Genomic DNA, 17149 nt, shown 5'->3' with positions numbered 1-17149 from the left:
GCCCGGTAAGCGCAGCGCCACCGGGCAAGGGTTTAACCGGAAATCTGCTCCATCGCCTGCAGGATACGCTTATCCGAAATCGGATACGGCGTACCGAGCTGCTGGGCAAAGAAGCTGACGCGCAGTTCCTCGATCATCCAGCGGATCGCCTGCACGTCTTCATCGTCGCGGCGCGCCGGCGGCAGCTTGTTCAGCCACTGCTGCCACGCCTGCTGCACGCTCTCCACTTTCAGCATCTGCGCGCGGTCGCGGTGCGGGTCGATAGCCATTTTCTCCAGGCGTTTTTCAATCGCCTGCAGATAGCGCAGCGTATCGCCAAGACGGTTAAAGCCGTTGCCGGTAACAAAGCCGCGGTAAACCAGTCCCGCCATCTGCGCCTTCACGTCCGACAGCCCCAGCGCCATGGTCATATCCACGCGCCCCTTCAGGCGCTTGTTGATGTTGAACACGGCGGTGAGGATCTGCTCGACCTGTTTGGCAATCTCCACCACGGTGTCGTTCAGCTCCGCGCGCACCTTTTCGTGAAGCTGTGCAAAGCCCTCTTCCGTCCAGACCGGACCGCCAGCCTCGTGGATGAGTTTGTCCACGCCGCAGGAGATGCAGTCGTCAATCAGATCCAGCACCTTGCCGTACGGGTTAAAGTAGAGCCCCAGCTTGGCCTTGTTAGGCAGCTTCTCGTGCAGATACTTGATCGGCGACGGGATGTTCAGCAGCAGCAGGCGACGCAGCCCGCGCCACATCATCTGCTGCTGTTCCTGCGGGTTATCAAACAGTTTGATCGCCACGCTGTCGCGCTCGTCCACCAGCGCAGGCCAGGCTTTCACCTTGTAGTTGCCGCGCTTCTGCTCGTAGCTTTCCGGAAGCTGACCAAAGCTCCAGATGTGCAGCCCGCTCTGCTCGATGCCGTCGTCGGCCACCGCAGAGAGCGTCTCCTGGACTTTGCCTTTGAGCGCCTCTTTCAGCTCGCTCAGGGAACGTCCTTCCAGCAGCTTTTTGTTTTTATCGTCCACCACGCGGAAGCTGATTTTCAGGTGATCGGGCACCTGATCCCAGTTCCAGTCGTCGCGGTCGATGGTGGTGCCGGTCATTCGGCGGAACTCACGCTCCAGCGCGTCCAGCAGCGGCAGCTCCAGCGGCGTGACGCGGCCTAAAAACGCTTCCGCGTAGTTTGGCGCAGGCACGAAGTTGCGGCGCACCGGTTTCGGCAGGGATTTGATCAGCGCAATCACCAGCTCGCGGCGCAGGCCGGGGATTTGCCACTCGAACCCGCTCTCGTCAACCTGGTTTAACAGCGGCAGCGGAATGTGAACGGTCACGCCATCCGCGTCGGCACCCGGTTCAAACTGATAGGTCAGACGCAGCTTGAGGTTGCCCTGATGCCAGAAGTTCGGGTAGTCGAGCTTGCTGACCGACTCCGCGCCCTCTTTAATCAGCATGCTCTTTTCAAAGTTGAGCAGGTCCGGCGTCTCTTTGCTGGCCTTCTTCCACCAGCTGTCAAAATGGCGGGCGGAGATGACGTCGTGGCTGATGCGCTGGTCGTAAAACTCGAACAGCGCCTCATCGTCCACCAGAATGTCGCGGCGGCGCGATTTATGCTCCAGCTCTTCCACTTCAGCACGCAGCTTCAGGTTTTCACGGAAGAAGGCGTGCCGCGTCTGCCAGTCACCCTCCACCAGCGCGTGGCGGATAAACAGCTCGCGGCTGAGCGCCGGATCGATCTGGCTGTAGTTGACCTTACGCGCGGCGACCACCGGCAGGCCGTAAACGGTCACTTTTTCGGTCGCCATCACCGCGCCCTGCGCGCGCTCCCAGTGAGGCTCGCTGTACGAGCGCTTAAGCAGATGCTGCGCCACCGGCTCTACCCATTCCGGATCGATACGTGCAGCAATGCGTCCCCACAGGCGGCTGGTTTCCACCAGCTCCGCGACCATGGTCCACTTTGGCGGCTTTTTGAACAGACCGGAACCGGGGAAGATGGAGAAACGGGCGTTGCGCGCGCCGGTATACTCCTGCTTCTCGGCGTCCTTCATCCCAATGTGGGACAGCAGGCCGGTCAGCAGCGCGATATGGATCTCGCGGTACTCCGCCGGTTCGCTGTTGACCGGAATGCCCAGCTCTTTCACCACCTGACGCAGCTGGGTGTAGATATCCTGCCACTCGCGCACGCGCAGATAGTTGAGGAAATCCACCCGGCACTGGCGGCGGAACTGATTCGAGGAGAGCGCCTTCTGCTGCTCGCCGAGGTAGTTCCACAGGTTCACAAAGGCGAGGAAATCGGACTCTTTATCGTGGAATCGGCGGTGCTTTTCGTCCGACGCCTGCTGTTTGTCCATCGGACGCTCGCGCGGATCCTGAATGGAGAGCGCCGATGTAATGATCATCGCCTCGCGCACGCAGCCGTGCTTTTGCGCTTCCAGCACCATGCGGGCCAGACGCGGGTCGACCGGCAGCTGGCTGAGCTGACGACCCAGCGGCGTCAGCTTATAGACCGTCGCCTGCTCGTCGGTGGTGATCGCCCCGAGCTCTTCCAGCAGACGTACGCCGTCCTGAATGTTGCGTTTGTCCGGCGCCTCGACGAACGGAAACGCCGCGATGTCGCCCAGCCCCAGGGCGGTCATCTGCAGGATAACGGACGCCAGGTTGGTGCGCAGAATTTCCGGGTCGGTAAATTCCGGGCGCGACAGGAAATCGTCTTCGGAATAGAGGCGAATACAGATCCCTTCCGACACGCGGCCGCAGCGGCCCTTACGCTGGTTAGCAGACGCCTGGGAAACGGGCTCAATCGGCAGCCGCTGAACCTTGGTACGGTAGCTGTAGCGGCTGATGCGCGCCGTCCCCGGGTCGATCACATATTTAATGCCCGGCACGGTTAGCGAGGTTTCCGCCACGTTGGTCGCCAGGACGATGCGGCGTCCGCCGTGCGGCTGGAATACGCGGTTCTGCTCGCTGTTCGACAGGCGCGCGTAAAGCGGGAGGATCTCCGTGTGGCGCAGGTCGCGCTTGCTGAGCGCATCGGCGGTATCGCGGATTTCGCGCTCGCCGCTCATGAAGATCAGAATGTCGCCCGCGCTCTCGTTGCCCAGCTCGTCTACGGCATCGAAGATGGCCTGCAGCTGGTCGCGCTCGGTATCATCCGCTTCCTCCACAATCGGGCGATAGCGCACTTCCACCGGATACGTGCGGCCTGACACCTCGATAATCGGCGCATTGTTGAAGTGCTTCGAGAAGCGCTCCGGATCGATGGTCGCGGAGGTGATGATCACTTTCAGATCCGGGCGACGCGGCAGCAGCTCTTTCAGGTAGCCGAGCAGGAAGTCGATGTTCAGGCTGCGCTCGTGCGCTTCGTCAATGATGATGGTGTCGTACTGCATCAGCAGGCGATCCTGCTGGATTTCCGCCAGCAGAATACCGTCGGTCATCAGCTTGACCATGGTGTTATCGCTAACGTGGTCGCTGAATCGCACCTTGTAGCCGATGCGGCCGCCCGGCTCCGTTTGCAACTCTTCGGCAATACGGTTCGCCACGGTGCGCGCCGCGAGACGGCGCGGCTGGGTGTGGCCAATCAGCCCTTTCAGGCCGCGCCCAAGCTCCATGCAAATTTTCGGCAGCTGGGTGGTTTTCCCCGAGCCGGTTTCCCCCGCGACAATCACCACCTGGTGGTCGCGAACGGCCTCAAGGATGTCCTGTTTTTTCTGGCTAACGGGGAGGTTTTCCGGGTAGGTAATCGCCGGACGTGCGGCTTCGCGCAGCACAACTTTCCCTGCCGCCTGTTCAATCTCTTTCGCCATCTCCTGGTAAATGGCCTGTTGTGCATCAGGATTTTTAACCTTCTTGACGCCGTGCAGACGGCGGGCGAAGCGCTGTTTATCGCGCAGCGTCAGGGAATCAAGCTGTTGCAGGAGCATCGGGAAGGTTAATTTTTGTTGTTCTGTCATAGCGTTAAAGGGCAGTACACGCCCTGATAAATTCTCTTTTTAATGATTGCTATAGAGTACCACACTGACGTCTTTCGCGCCTTATTCAAAAAATTCGAACATAGGCTTCGATATATTGCGCTATCTCTCTGGCAGGATTGTGAATAGAGTGTCAACAAGCAACGGGGCAACCCCCTTCAATCAAATGCAACAACAGGAATCACCCATGAGCAAAGTATTAGTTTTGAAATCCAGCATTCTGGCAGGGTACTCTCAGTCTGGTCAGCTGTCTGATTACTTCGTTGAACAGTGGCGTGAACAGCATTCTGCTGACGAAATCACCGTGCGTGACCTGGCTGCAAACCCAATTCCTGTGCTGGACGGCGAGCTGGTTGGCGCGCTGCGCCCAAGCGATGCGCCGCTGTCTCCACGTCAGCAGGAAGCGCTGGCCCTGTCCGACGAGCTGATTGCTGAGCTGCAGGCGCATGACGTTATCGTCATCAACGCCCCAATGTACAACTTCAACATCCCAACCCAGCTGAAGAACTACTTCGACCTGGTAGCGCGCGCTGGCGTAACCTTCCGTTACACCGAGAACGGCCCGGAAGGTCTGGTGAAAGGTAAACGTGCGATCGTCCTGACCAGCCGCGGTGGCATCCATAAAGACACCCCAACCGACCTGGTTGCGCCGTACCTGAGCCTGTTCCTGGGCTTCATCGGCATCACTGACGTGAACTTCGTGTTCGCGGAAGGTATCGCTTACGGTCCTGAAGTGGCGACTAAAGCGCAGACCGACGCGAAAGCCGCAATCGACAGCCTGGTTGCAGCGTAAGACTTCACCCTCTCACCGCCCGGTGGGAGGGTTTTTCTTTTCCCCCGCATTTCGTTATCATCCGCTCCCACTCTCCAGCCGGGCGGCCTGATGTCTGCGATTATTGATTCTTTTATTGCCCCACCGTGTCACGACGACATTGAGATCCTCTGGCAGGATGAACATCTGCTGCTGATCAATAAGCCTTCCGGCCTGCTGAGCCTCTCGGGCAAAAATCCGCAAAACCTTGATTCAGTCCACTATCGTCTGGTCCAGACGTTCCCGGGCTGCACGCTGGTACACCGCCTTGACTTCGGCACGTCCGGGCTGATGGTGGTTGCGCGAAATAAGGCCACCAACGCGGCGCTGTGCCAGCAGTTCAGCCAGCGCCGCGTGGCGAAAGTCTACAGCGCCCTGCTTTGCGGACATGTGGAAAATGACGAAGGTGTAATCGATGCGCCGATTGCCAAAGACCCGGCGCTGTTCCCGCTGATGTCGATCTGCGCCATCAACGGAAAACCCGCCCGCTCCCGCTATCGGGTAGTGGAACGGTTTTATCAGGAGACGGGACTGCCGTTAACACGGGTGGAACTGACTCCGGAGACCGGGCGAACCCATCAGCTGCGTATTCACTGCCAGCAGCTGGGGCATCCAATTCTGGGCTGCGATCTGTATGGCGGTCTTGACGCGCCGGGGACTGAGGAAACGCCCCGGCTGATGCTGCATGCCAGCGAGCTGAATTTTATTCATCCCGCGAGCGGCGAGCCGGCTAACGCCCGTCACGCCGCCCCGTTCTGAATGCGGTTTACCACATCAAATCGTCAGGGATTTTGAAGTCTGCGTACGGATCGTCTTCGTCCTGCTCTTCCTGGCTGAGCGCGCTGTTCAATACGATGCTGTCGGCATCGCGCTGGGCAATTTTGTCGGCCACTACCGCCGGGATAATCGCATATTCGCAGTCGCCGCTGGCGTTAATCACCAGACGGGCAATCGCCAGGCGGCCATTGATAAGCTGAGCCTGGGTTTGTTTGTCGACCTCGATTTTTTTGATCAGATTACCGTCGGTGAAGTTAAAGGTGATGTTACCTTTCGCAACGGTGATGCGGTTCATCTCAATCAGCTGCTTCACCTGCGCCTTAAACTCTTTCGCCAGCACGGCCTGCTTCTGCTGTTCGCTCAGCAGCTTGTCACGCTCGATCTGCGCCTTTTTGTTCTCTTCTACCGCTTCCCGAGCCTCACGCGCCTGAACGCGTGATTTCTTTGCAGTACGCTGCACTTTCGCCGCTTTCTTGCTGCTGACCAGGCCCGCTTTCAGCATCTGCTCTTGTAAGGTGAGTTTTGTCATGATTGTTTCTAAACCGGTTGGAAATTTTGGGGATTATAGCGGGAATTAAACGGAAATAAAAAATCCCTCTCCCCTGCAGCCGGTTAACGACGCTGAATCGTAGGCCGGGAAAGCGCAGCGCCACCCGGCAAGAAGGCAGCGCCACCTCGAGCGTTACACTTCATGAACTTCCCTCATGTTGCATTGAAATTAAGTCACTTCCCCTGCGACGCGGGCTCAGGCATAAATTATGCATTGGTAACTTCTTAGCAACATGAACTTAGGATGCATAACCACAATGAGCAAAGCTTTCACATATACCCTTAAGCGCAGTTGCTTCGATGAGAATTACAACCCGTCAGAAAATACGCGCACGACGACCAACTTTGCCAACCTGGCGCGCGGCGAAAAACGTCAGGAAAACCTGCGCAATACGCTGGTGATGATCAATAACCGCTTTAACGCCCTGGCGCGCTGGGATAACCCAAACGCCGATCGCTACGCGGTTGAGCTTGAAATTATTTCTGTCGACCTGAATATTGGCGCGGAAAAGCCGTTCCCGGCCATCGAGATTTTGCAAACCACTATTGTCGACAAGAAAAACAACCAGCGAATCCCCGGCATCGTCGGGAATAACTTCTCGTCTTACGTGCGGGATTATGATTTCAGCGTCCTGCTGCTGGAGCAAAACAAGAATCAGCAGCACTTCAGCATTCCGGAAAAGTTTGGCGAACTGCACGGCAATATTTTCCGCCACTTTGTGAATTCGCCGGAATACAAAGAGAACTTCAGCAAGGGTCCGGTGATTTGCCTGAGCGTCTCCAGCAAAGACACCTACCGCCGCACCGGTAATCAGCACCCCGTACTGGGCATTGAGTATCAGCCGGATGGCGAATCGCTAACGGAGCAGTACTTCGCGAAGATGGGCCTGCAGGTTCGCTATTTCATGCCGGAAAACAGCGTGGCGCCTTTCGCGTTCTTCTTTACCGGAGATTTGCTGAGTGATTACACCGATCTGGAACTGATCGCCACCATCAGCACGATGGAGACGTTCCAGAAGATCTATCGCCCGGAAATTTATAACGCCAACTCGGCGGCGGGACTGTGCTACCGACCGGATCTAAACCAGCAGGATCACTCCTTAACCAAAATTGTTTATGACCGGGAAGAGCGTAGCCGTCTGGCGATTGAACAGGGTCGCTTTACCGAAGCGTATTTTATTAAGCCTTACCAACACATTCTTGAGCAGTGGTCTGATAACTACACGCTTTAATACATCAAAAAAGGTCTTTTATTATGAAAACATTGCTCCCGACTTCTACCGCTGGCAGCCTGCCAAAGCCGACCTGGCTTGCGCAACCTGAAACGCTGTGGTCACCCTGGAAATTGCAGGATCAGGAACTGCTGGCGGGCAAGCAGGATGCGCTGCGCCTGTCTCTGGATGAGCAGATCCGCGCGGGCATCGATATCGTCAGCGACGGGGAACAGACCCGCCAGCATTTCGTCACCACCTTTATTGAACACCTGAGCGGCGTGGATTTTGAAAATCGCCAGACGGTGCGCATTCGTAACCGCTACGACGCCAGCGTGCCGACCGTGGTTTCAGCCGTCGCGCGTCAGAAGCCGGTCTTCGTCGACGATGCGAAATACCTGCGCCAGCTCACGGACAAGCCGATCAAATGGGCTCTGCCGGGGCCAATGACCATGATCGACACCCTTTACGACGCGCACTATAAAAGCCGCGAAAAGCTGGCCTGGGAATTCGCCAAAATCCTCAACCAGGAAGCGCGAGAGCTAGAGGCCGCAGGCGTGGATATTATCCAGTTCGACGAACCGGCGTTTAACGTCTTTTTTGATGAGGTTAACGACTGGGGCATCGCCGCGCTGGAGCGCGCCATTGAAGGGCTGAAGTGCGAAACCGCTGTACACATTTGCTACGGCTACGGCATCAAGGCCAACACCGACTGGAAGAAAACGCTCGGATCCGAGTGGCGCCAGTACGAAGAGGCCTTCCCTAAGCTGCAGACGTCTAACATCGACATCATCTCCCTGGAGTGCCACAACTCACGCGTGCCGATGGATCTACTGGAGCTGATCCGCGGTAAGAAAGTGATGGTCGGCGCGATTGACGTGGCAACCAACACGGTTGAAACGCCGGAGGAAGTGGCCGATACGCTGCGTAAAGCGCTGCAGTTTGTCGACGCCGACAAGCTGTATCCGTCAACGAACTGCGGTATGGCTCCGCTTTCACGTGAGGTTGCTAACGGTAAGCTGAGAGCCTTAAGCGCGGGCGCGGAGATCGTCAGACAGGAAATCCTGGCGAAATAGTCATCCGGTTTCCGGGTGAGGCGTTAACGGCCTCGCCCGTAGAGCCGTCATGCAGAAAGATTTCTCAACCAGCCGTGCACGCTTTCTGAAGTCAGATGTGCTGGTGCCCGCGATATCTCATTCCCTCCCCTGAGCGCCAGCAGCGCAGGTAGGCCGCGCACGCCGAGGCGGGCGGCCAGCGCCGGGTTCAGGTCGGCATCAAGATAGCGCGTATCAAGCCGGTCGGTCAGCGGGATGACCGCCTCCTGAGCCAGAATATGCCAGAGTTTTCGGCAATGTACGCAGCGTTCTGCGCCGACAAACAGCAGCACCGTCCCCTCCTGTTCCAGCTCGCTTTCATTCTGAATCGGCCTGAACCGGCTCTCCGCCACGCGGAACAGTTTCGGACTGCGGTGAAGCGTATCGTTATCCGTCGCGACGCACAGCGCATCGGCACCTTTACTGTAGGGCTGTACCCCGGCAACCCGAACCACGCTTTGCGCCGGGCCCGCCGCCGCACCCGGCTGCCGCAGCGTTCGCACGTCCACCGGCTCAATCGGCGTCTCCTGTGGCGAGCTCAGCTGCGGGATCCAGGCGTAGGGAATGCGGTAGGCGCGGTACACCATATTGTTATTCAGCGTTTTTCCCCACCAGGGAGAGATATACTCCCAGACGATTTCATGATCGCGCGTCACCTCGAAGATCCGTCCGTTTGATCCTTCGTTAATCAAGGTATTGCCGTTCTCCAGGCGCTGCATATTGCTGATGTAAGGGCTGTAGAATCGGTAGGAATCGGTCGGTTGGGGCAAGTTTGCCTCGTACGGCGAGTAGCGCCACTCGATGTCCAGCGTGACCGGGTTGATTTCCAGGATCCGCGAATAATCTCGCCAGGCGTTTTTCACGCCGTCCGCCGAGGCCGGGTTTGGCGCGCCGTATCCGGCCCAGCCGCCGTTGTCAAAGATCAGGATATTACCCGCCCCGGGCAGCCCGTGGGGGATCATATGGGCGTGATGCTGGCCGATAATCCAGCCGATGTGTTTAAGCTCCGGCTTGCTGTAATCGGGACCAAGCTGCCAGACGATGCGTCCGCTACGCTTATCGATAATGGCGATGATGTTGGATTCGCGCGCATCCCAGATAATGTTGTCGGGATGGAAGCGTTCATCTCCTGCGTCATACCATCTGTTCGGCCCGAGCGCCGACATCGAGTTGATATGCATCCAGTCGCCCATTCCGCCGCCGCTGGCGCGCATGTTCGGGTTATTGTAAAGCGCGGTTTTCGCCGCGTCGTCGAAGCCCAGCTCGTGAAAATGGTCGCTACAGCGCCACTCCCACACCACGTTCCCCTCCCAGTCGACTTCGATGATGGCGTCATCCAGCAGGACCTTGTCTGAAATTGCCTCGTTGACCAGATTGGTATGGGCGAGGATCAGCGTATTCCCCCCGTCGACCTGCGGCTCCAGCCCCGGCGCATAATAGCCAACCGGATTGCCCGCGCGCTGATAGTCATGATGCGCCCTCGCCATCCAGCGCGGCTCATGGCCCGGATCGGCGATCTTTTCGTAGCGGTCAAATTTCCAGGTGACATTCCCCTCCCAGTCCACCTGAATCAGGTCAAGCATGTCCTGCATTCCGTAGCGCGGGTCGCGTTCGCCGCTGTGCCCGAGGATAGCCCCACCGGGCAAGATCTTGTTCGGAAAACCGTGCAGCTCCGGCCATTCCCGCACTACCGTGCCGTTCATGTCCACCAGTACGGCACCGTGTTCAGTGGCCTGAAAAAGCGTATAGCCGCTCCAGGCACGCGCCGGATCGTAAAGCGTAGCGCCGGTGGGGAAGACGGAAGGATGTCCCATGTTATTACTCCTTAATTGAAATTGAATAGTCAGGATGAGGTAATCAGGTTTCGTATCTGGCGACAGGCAGCCGTGAAGGCGACATCGTCACGCTGGCGAGGATGAGGCAGCGCCAGGCTAATCACGTCGCGTATGCGTCCGGGACGCGGGGAAAGCACCACGATCCTGTCCGCCAGCGCTACCGCCTCCTCAACGTCGTGAGTGACCAGCAGCGTGGTGGTGCCTTCACTCTGGTGGAGGTGCAGCAGCTCCTGTTGCAGGGTGTGGCGAGTCAGCGCATCCAGCGCGCCAAAAGGCTCGTCCAGCATCAGTATCTGCGGGCGCGCCACCAGGCCTCGCGCAATGGCCACGCGCTGGGCCATGCCGCCGGAGAGCTGCGCGGGGAGTGCGTTGGCAAATTCGGCAAGCTGCACGCGCGCCAGCATCTCCTCTGCGCGCTGGCGCCTGGCTGCCCGGCTGAGTTTTTCATCCGCCAGGCCCAGCATGACGTTGTCAATGACGCGCAGCCATGGGAACAGGCGAGGCTCCTGAAAGACCATGCCGCGCGTCTTGCCCACGCCGCACACCCGCTCGCCGTTAACGCGGATTTCACCTTGAGTCGTGGGTTCAAGGCCAACCAGCATCCGCAGCAGAGTCGACTTTCCGCAGCCGCTGCTTCCCACCAGCGCTACCAGCTCGCCGGCGGCGATATCAAGACTAAAGTTCTGCACGGCGGTTACCTGCTGCCAGGATTTGCGCACCTGCTGAAACGAGACCAAAGGTATGTTGCTCATGATGGCTCCTGTATGCGCCAGCGGGTGACGCGGATTTCCAGTAAACGTCCGGCTTTATCCAGCGCTGCGCCGGTAATACCGACGAGCACCATGCCGCAGAGGATGGTGGGCATGTCCAGCAGCTGCTGGGCATTGATCATCAGGCTGCCAATTCCGGTCCCGGAGGACATGAAATATTCCGCACCAATATTGCCAAGCCAGGCGTAAATCAGCGCCAGCCGTAGACCGGCAAAGATACCGGGCGCTGCGCCGGGAAGGATCAACGTGCGCAGTCGCGTCAGCCCGCTTAAGCGCAGCACCCGGGCCACCTCGTCCAGATGCGGATTGCGCTGCAGAACGGCCTGCAGGGTGTTGAAGAACATCGGGAAAAATGAAGCCAGAGCGATAAACACCATCTTTCCGCCGTTATCATTACCGACCCACGCGGTCAGAAGCGGCAGCCAGGCGAACAGGGCAATATGGCGCAGGACGTTTAGCGTCGGGGTGACGATCTCGCCGGCGCGCGGGCGCAGGGCCAGCAGCAGGCCGCATAAAAATCCCGCGGCTATCCCCACGGCACCGCCAACGAGGGTGCGCTCCAGGCTCGCCAGCATGGCTGATGCCAGCTCACCGCTCGTCGCGCCCTGCACAAAGCGCGCGACAACCGCCTGCGGGGATGAAAACAGCGAGGCATCAATCCAGCCCCACTGGCTGGCGGCCTGCCAGAGCACCAGCAGCGCGGCAGGCAGTTGAAGCGCCTGCCAGCTGGCCTGCGGCTTCCAGGCCAGCCGCCCGACGGCAGCCTGGGGCCAGAACACCAGTCGCGAACCGACACGGCTGGCCGCCCAATCCATTACCATGCCGCTAATGCCGACGACGATAATGGTCACAAAGACAATATCCAGCTGGAACAGCTGACGTCCCCAGACCATCAGGTAGCCAATGCCCTCCGAGGAAGCCAGCAGTTCAACCACAATCAGCGATACCCATGCCTGCGAAAGCGCCAGCCTGAGGCCGGTAAACCAGCCCGGCAGGCTTGCCGGGATCACCAGCCAGCGCAGGCGCTGCCAGCGGGAAAAGTGCATGACTTTTCCCGCCTCGCTCAGCGCCTCTGGCACGCTCGCTACCGCCTGCTGCGTGTTGAGGGTCAGTGGCACAATCGTGCTTTTGATGATAACCGCCAGCTTCAGGCCGTTATCAATCCCGAAGAGCACCATAAACAGAGGGATCCAGCCCAGCGTCGGGATCTGCGCCAGCGCATAAAAGAGCGGCTCCACGCGGCGGGCCGCCCCGGGCATCAGACCAAACAGCGCGCCCAGCACGGTACCGATGATCGCCCCCAGCAGCAGGCCGAGCGCCAGATGCTGCAGGCTGAAGGCCCACTGCCCCAGCAGATCGCCGCGCAGAAGCGAGAGCGCCGTGTCAGCCACCGCGCCGGGGGCGGGCAGAATTTGTTCGGGCATCCACCGCGCATACGCGGCGACGTACCACAGCAGCAGAAGGAGCGCGGGCATAAGCCACGGCCAGCCGTTAAGCCGGATCCCTGACCTGCCGGAAGGTGCAGTTTTTAAAATCATTTGCGACATAGCAGTTCACTGATTAACGAGCCATGCCGTTATCAAATCCCCTCTTACCGCCCGTCGTCATTGCGTTACGCGAATAATCCCGATGCAACAAATGCATGTGAACCTGCCGGGTGCACGGACGCTGATTTAGCTTTTTTTCACCTGTTCTTTTCCACTAAAAGCATTTAACAGCCGGGCGACGAGATCTCTAGGGTGAAAAAAAACAACAGGAGTTACTCGTTATGATGAAAGCTTTTATCAACCGCACCCTGCTGGCGCTGACAGCCGTAATGATGCTGACGGCGAATGCCAGCGCCGACCCGCTGCGCACCATACGTATCGGCGTACCGGACCAGAGCGCAGGCAGCAAACCCTTTATCGGAGGCCCGCTCGGCATGGCGTATATCCGCCATCAGCTGGAGGACGTGTTTAAACCCCAGGGCGTTAGCGTTGAATGGCAGTTTTTCAAGGGCGCGGGACCGGCGGTGAATGAGGCGCTGGCTAACCAGCAGCTTGATTTTGCCTGGCTTGGCGATCTTGCGGCTATTATCGGAAAGGCAAACGGTCTTCCGACGCGCCTGCTGCTCGGCAGCCGCGGGTCCGAATCCTATCTGGCGGTGACCCGAGCTTCGGGCATTCGCTCTCTGGCAGACCTGAAAGGGAAACGGGTCGCGGTCTATCGCGGCACGGCGGATCAGCTGGCGTTTGACCGCGCCTTGCGCACGGCGGGGCTTACGGAGCGCAGCCTGCAGGTGATTAATCTCGACTGGAATGCCGGTAAGGCGGCGCTGGCCGCTGGCCGCGTGGATGCCGTCTGGGGCGGCGTATCGCTTCTTGCCTTACGCGGCGAGAAAATAGACGTGGTGGCCAGAAGCGGCGACTCTGGCCGCCAGAATACGACGCAGGCTGCGCTGCTCGGTACGCAACACTTTATCGACGCGTGGCCGCAGGCTACCCAACAGATCGTCGACGTTCTGGTGAAAAATGCGGCTGAGATAAGCGACCCGTCCGGCCGCAACGCCTGGTCCGCTGAAATGGCGCAGCAAAGCCAGATCCCCCAGGCGCTCTTCCTGGAAGAACTCCGCCCCGATGACCTTAACTTTACCACCTCACCGCGCATCGACCCGTTCCTGACGGACAGTTTCAGCCAGAGTGTTGAACAGGCACAGGCGTCTCGCCTGATCCGCAGCGCCTTTGATGCCCGACAGTGGGCCGAGGGAAAATTCGTCGAACAGGCACTCACCACGCTGAAGCTGGAAACCCGCTGGCCGCAGTACGATGCCGAAGGTCAGCCGCGCTAAACCTCCTCCTGCTCCAGAATCTGAAGAGCGTGCTGGCGGTCAACGTGGAGAATAATCTCGATCATCTTCTCGACCAGCGGCGTCTGAGTCGCATGAACCGGAGAGATAATCCCAAACCGGGTCTGCATCAGACGCCACTCTTCCGGCAGATCGCTGAGCTCCAGCTTGACCAGGCGGTGGCTCTGCTGGCACAGCGCAAAGCCGTCCTCGCTGGCGAAGCTGACGGCGTGCGTATGGGCCAGCGTAGAAAGCAGTGCATAAATGTGGTCACACTGGATTGCCGGCGAAAAATCCTGCTGCTCGCTCAGGGTTGCCAGCACTTTGCGCACGCCGGGCGGCAAATAGGGTGCAGCAAACGGATAGCGGAGCATGGTCTGGACGGAAACGGGCCCCTCGTTCGCCAGCGGGTGATCGACGTGGCAGATAAAGAAGCAGCGCTGCGGGCTCAGCGGCTGAACGCGAAGCTGGGGATCGAGTTCGGCCTGCCAGCTGTCGGCGACGACGAACGGATAGTGGCGAGAGGTCAGCGCCTGATGGAGGGCAAACCAGTTATCAACCTGAAACCTTACCTTCGCCTGGGGCATGCTGCGGTGGAATGCCCCCACCGCGGCGGGGATCAGCCGCGCCGACGGTGCCGGGCCGCAGCCGAACATCACCTCGCCGGTGAGCGCCTCCTCCGCCTCGCGCATCTGGCTGCTGAGCTCAACGTTCAGGGCCTGAAAGCGGCGGGCATAAGGAAGCAGCGTTTGTCCGTGCAGCGTGAGGGTGGGAAGCTTGCTCTGGCGATCGAATAAAGGATGCCCTACGCTCTGCTCCAGCGCCTGAATGCTTCGGCTAAATGCGGACTGCGAGAGGCAAACCGCCTCCGCCGCCCGGTTAAAACTGCCGTATTCAACCAGCGCGACAAAGTTGCGAAGTTGGCGAAAATCAAGGTGCATGGCCGAATCATCCTCAGTTGATATCCCTTAACACTACTGGATGCCGGACCTGTCACGCAATCCCGGCGGTCAGTCGCGCCCGGTTTGCCAGTACGGCGGCGTGCCGAAACGCTCGACGTAATAATCAATTACCGCCCTGACGTTCAGGGGCGGATGTCGGGCATCGGGATAGATCGCCGCAATAGCCTGCTGTTCCGTATTGATGGCACACTCCAGCGCGGGCAGGAGCGGAATCAGCTCACCGCGCTGGAGCGGCTCGCTCACCAGCCAGTCCGGAAACAGCACAATCCCCATCCCGCCCAGCGCCGCAGCGAGTAACGCCTCCGCATTATTGGAGGTCATCAATGGCGTCACGGGATAGTGTATCCACGCCTCGCCCTTCCTGCGAAAGAGCCAGCGGTTTGGCCCTGACGATCCGCGATAGACAAGACAGTGATGACGGTTCAGATCGTCCGGCGCTTCAGGTGCACCGTGTTTACGCACGTAATCTGGCGACGCGGCCAGATAATACACCTGCTGCCCGAACACCCGCGCCCGAAACGAGGAGTCCGTCAGTACGCCAATGCGGAATATAAGGTCTGCCGCATCCCGGTGGGGATCGATAAAATCATCGGTCAGCGTCAGCTCTACGTTCAGGCGGGGATAGCGTTCCGACAGGCCGGGAAGCCCGGGGGCGATGTGCTTCTGGCCGAAAAACACCGGTCCGTTAATGCGGATCGCACCGGACGGTTCCACCGCACGCGCGTCCAGCTCCCGTCGCGCCTCTTCCAGGTTTTCCGCCATTGACCGGGCGTAGCGGATAAACAGATGACCGCTTTCCGTGGGAATGACGGCCCGCGTATTGCGATAAAAAAGCTGCTGCCCGAGCGCATCCTCAAGCTGGTGGATCACGCGCGATATCTGCGAGGCCGATATCCCCTGCCGCCGCGCCACGACGGAGAAGTTCTGCGCTTCATACACGTCGATAAAGATCAGCAGCGCGCGGATGTTGATGTTGCTGGCGTCAACCATTAATGCATTTCTCGCAAAGGTGTTTACTGCATTATGGCATTTTTCTCATTGAACAACCCACGTAATCTTCTTCGCCTGAAAACGGAGGAAGAAGAATGCAGTTTGTTTTGATTTTACTGGTGATTGCTGGCGGGATGGGCCTCTCCGTCGAGGCGGGCCTGCTGGGACCGCTGGGGGGAAAGGTCGGGGATTTATGGGCGACGTTCAGTATTTTTGGTGTTGGCGCCGCGCTGACGTTTCTGCTGATGCTGTTTTTCAGCCCGCGCAACAGCCCGTCGTTTTTCGCACAGCCCGGCTGGCAGCTGCTCGGCGGCGTGCTCGGTCCGGTGTACGTGGTCATCCTGACCGTGGCGACACCCGCCATCGGCATCGCCATGACCATGATTGGCATTCTGGCTGGTCAGGTCTTTAAAAGCCTGATCATTGACCACTACGGTCTGCTGGGTTCACCGCACAGGAAGATAAACGCGAAGCGCATTATTGCACTGGGGTTCATTATTGCAGCACTTGTTCTGGTCGCACAGGGGTAACGTATGACACTGATTATGATTCTTCTGGCCGTCTGCGGCGGCGCAACGCTGAGCATTCAGGCCGCCATTAACGGCCAGCTCGGCAGCAGCGTGGGGGTATTCAAAAGCGCGTTTCTGACCTTCTCCGTCGGCGCGCTGGTGACCGCCCTGCTGATTTTCTTCTTTGAGCCTAAGCAGGCGGTCACGCTGCTGGACGTGCCGAAATGGCAGCTCCTCGGGGCGATGTTTGGCGTGCCTTATATTGTGATTATGGTACTCGCCGTACAGCGCATCGGCACCGCCGTCGCCACGGTGGCGGTGATCTTCGGCCAGCTCGCCATGAGCATGTTGATTGATAACTTTGGCTGGCTGGGTAATGCGGCCATTCCCTTTTCGCCCAGCCGTCTGGGGGCAGTAGTCTGCCTGGGGATTGCGCTTGTCTTTATTTACTCGGGTAGTAAAACCCGTTCTGCCGGGGCATAACATCACACCTTGCGGACACAGCGTAGACACGAAACAGTTCCCTCGCCCCTTTGGGGAGAGGGTTAGGGTGAGGGGGAACATACGGTTGTAGTGGTCATTCCGTTCACTTTATGTTCCTTGCTACTCTGTAACGACATGACCTGTGAACGTGCCAGGGTGGCTCAATCGCCACCACCCTGGCGACCCGGGCTCCCGGCGGTAAATCGCCGCTTCGCGGTCCCTTCGGCTTATTCCTTCCGGCTTATCGGGGACGGGCGGAGGTAACATCCCTGTAACGCCCGCCCTCTCGGCGCATCTCTGCGCCTCGCCCCGGCCTGCAGGAAACGCCTCAGCGATTTACAGCCGGACCAGGTCATCGCTGCAAAATAATCATGTCATTTA

General features: G+C 59.0%; 14 protein-coding genes. 7 read left to right on the top strand and 7 right to left on the bottom strand.

What is annotated here, in order from left to right; translation table 11 throughout:
* Window positions 1-32: 32 nt before the first annotated feature.
* Window positions 33-3935, bottom strand: a complete 3903-nt coding sequence (gene hrpA / locus V1587_RS13160) for an ATP-dependent RNA helicase HrpA (protein ID WP_371897478.1) — start codon at window positions 3933-3935, stop codon at window positions 33-35.
* Between the two features lie 205 nt (window positions 3936-4140).
* Here hrpA and azoR point away from each other — a divergent pair, with 205 nt between their 5' ends.
* Together azoR and V1587_RS13150 are read left to right on the top strand one after the other, a co-directional pair.
* Window positions 4141-4746, top strand: coding sequence for an FMN-dependent NADH-azoreductase (gene azoR / locus V1587_RS13155; RefSeq protein ID WP_008502313.1), 606 nt, complete (start codon window positions 4141-4143; stop codon window positions 4744-4746).
* 90 nt (window positions 4747-4836) lie between these two features.
* The gene (locus V1587_RS13150; protein WP_371897479.1) at window positions 4837-5523 is read left to right on the top strand and encodes an RluA family pseudouridine synthase; all 687 of its coding nucleotides are present in this window, start codon (window positions 4837-4839) and stop codon (window positions 5521-5523) included.
* Window positions 5524-5530: 7 nt separating this feature from the next.
* Here the strand turns inward: V1587_RS13150 and V1587_RS13145 are convergent, their stop codons facing one another.
* Complete coding sequence (locus tag V1587_RS13145) at window positions 5531-6070, bottom strand: DUF2058 domain-containing protein (protein ID WP_021242569.1); 540 nt, start codon at window positions 6068-6070, stop codon at window positions 5531-5533.
* Window positions 6071-6347: 277 nt separating this feature from the next.
* Between V1587_RS13145 and V1587_RS13140 the strand changes: the two genes are divergently transcribed.
* The gene (locus V1587_RS13140) at window positions 6348-7322 is read left to right on the top strand and encodes a DUF1852 domain-containing protein (protein WP_395314361.1); all 975 of its coding nucleotides are present in this window, start codon (window positions 6348-6350) and stop codon (window positions 7320-7322) included.
* 23 nt (window positions 7323-7345) lie between these two features.
* Complete coding sequence (locus tag V1587_RS13135) at window positions 7346-8377, top strand: methionine synthase (protein WP_325818413.1); 1032 nt, start codon at window positions 7346-7348, stop codon at window positions 8375-8377.
* A 47-nt stretch (window positions 8378-8424) separates the two neighbouring features.
* Here V1587_RS13135 and V1587_RS13130 read toward each other — a convergent pair whose 3' ends face one another.
* From V1587_RS13130 to V1587_RS13120, 3 genes are read right to left on the bottom strand one after another with little or no spacing between them, the layout of a single operon-like run.
* Complete coding sequence (locus tag V1587_RS13130) at window positions 8425-10209, bottom strand: aryl-sulfate sulfotransferase (protein WP_371897481.1); 1785 nt, start codon at window positions 10207-10209, stop codon at window positions 8425-8427.
* A gap of 29 nt (window positions 10210-10238) precedes the next feature.
* Window positions 10239-10982, bottom strand: a complete 744-nt coding sequence (locus V1587_RS13125) for an ABC transporter ATP-binding protein (RefSeq protein ID WP_395314360.1) — start codon at window positions 10980-10982, stop codon at window positions 10239-10241.
* Window positions 10979-12547 carry an ABC transporter permease gene (locus V1587_RS13120; protein ID WP_395314359.1) on the bottom strand — a complete coding sequence of 523 codons (1569 nt, stop codon included), beginning with the start codon at window positions 12545-12547 and terminating at the stop codon, window positions 10979-10981. The genes V1587_RS13125 and V1587_RS13120 overlap by 4 nt, the downstream gene beginning before the upstream one ends.
* Before the next feature lie 221 nt (window positions 12548-12768).
* Here V1587_RS13120 and V1587_RS13115 point away from each other — a divergent pair, with 221 nt between their 5' ends.
* The gene (locus V1587_RS13115; RefSeq protein ID WP_371897484.1) at window positions 12769-13827 is read left to right on the top strand and encodes an ABC transporter substrate-binding protein; all 1059 of its coding nucleotides are present in this window, start codon (window positions 12769-12771) and stop codon (window positions 13825-13827) included.
* Here the strand turns inward: V1587_RS13115 and V1587_RS13110 are convergent.
* Complete coding sequence (locus V1587_RS13110) at window positions 13824-14765, bottom strand: LysR family transcriptional regulator (protein ID WP_395314358.1); 942 nt, start codon at window positions 14763-14765, stop codon at window positions 13824-13826. The two genes, V1587_RS13115 and V1587_RS13110, sit on opposite strands and share 4 nt — an antisense overlap.
* 69 nt (window positions 14766-14834) lie before the next feature.
* Complete coding sequence (locus tag V1587_RS13105) at window positions 14835-15776, bottom strand: LysR substrate-binding domain-containing protein (RefSeq protein WP_371897486.1); 942 nt, start codon at window positions 15774-15776, stop codon at window positions 14835-14837.
* Window positions 15777-15871: 95 nt separating this feature from the next.
* On the opposite strand from V1587_RS13105, the gene V1587_RS13100 reads away from it, so the two are divergent.
* A complete protein-coding gene (locus V1587_RS13100) occupies window positions 15872-16306 on the top strand; it encodes a DMT family transporter (protein WP_127730743.1) in 435 nt (144 codons plus the stop codon).
* Between the two features lie 3 nt (window positions 16307-16309).
* Entirely contained in the window at window positions 16310-16768 is a 459-nt protein-coding gene (locus V1587_RS13095) for a DMT family transporter (RefSeq protein WP_371897487.1), read from the top strand.
* Window positions 16769-17149: the final 381 nt, after the last annotated feature.

Origin of the sequence: Enterobacter sp. ECC-249 (assembly GCF_043965265.1) — a bacterium.
Lineage (GTDB): Bacteria > Pseudomonadota > Gammaproteobacteria > Enterobacterales > Enterobacteriaceae > Enterobacter > Enterobacter quasiroggenkampii.
This window is presented reverse-complemented; position numbering and strand designations above follow the sequence as displayed.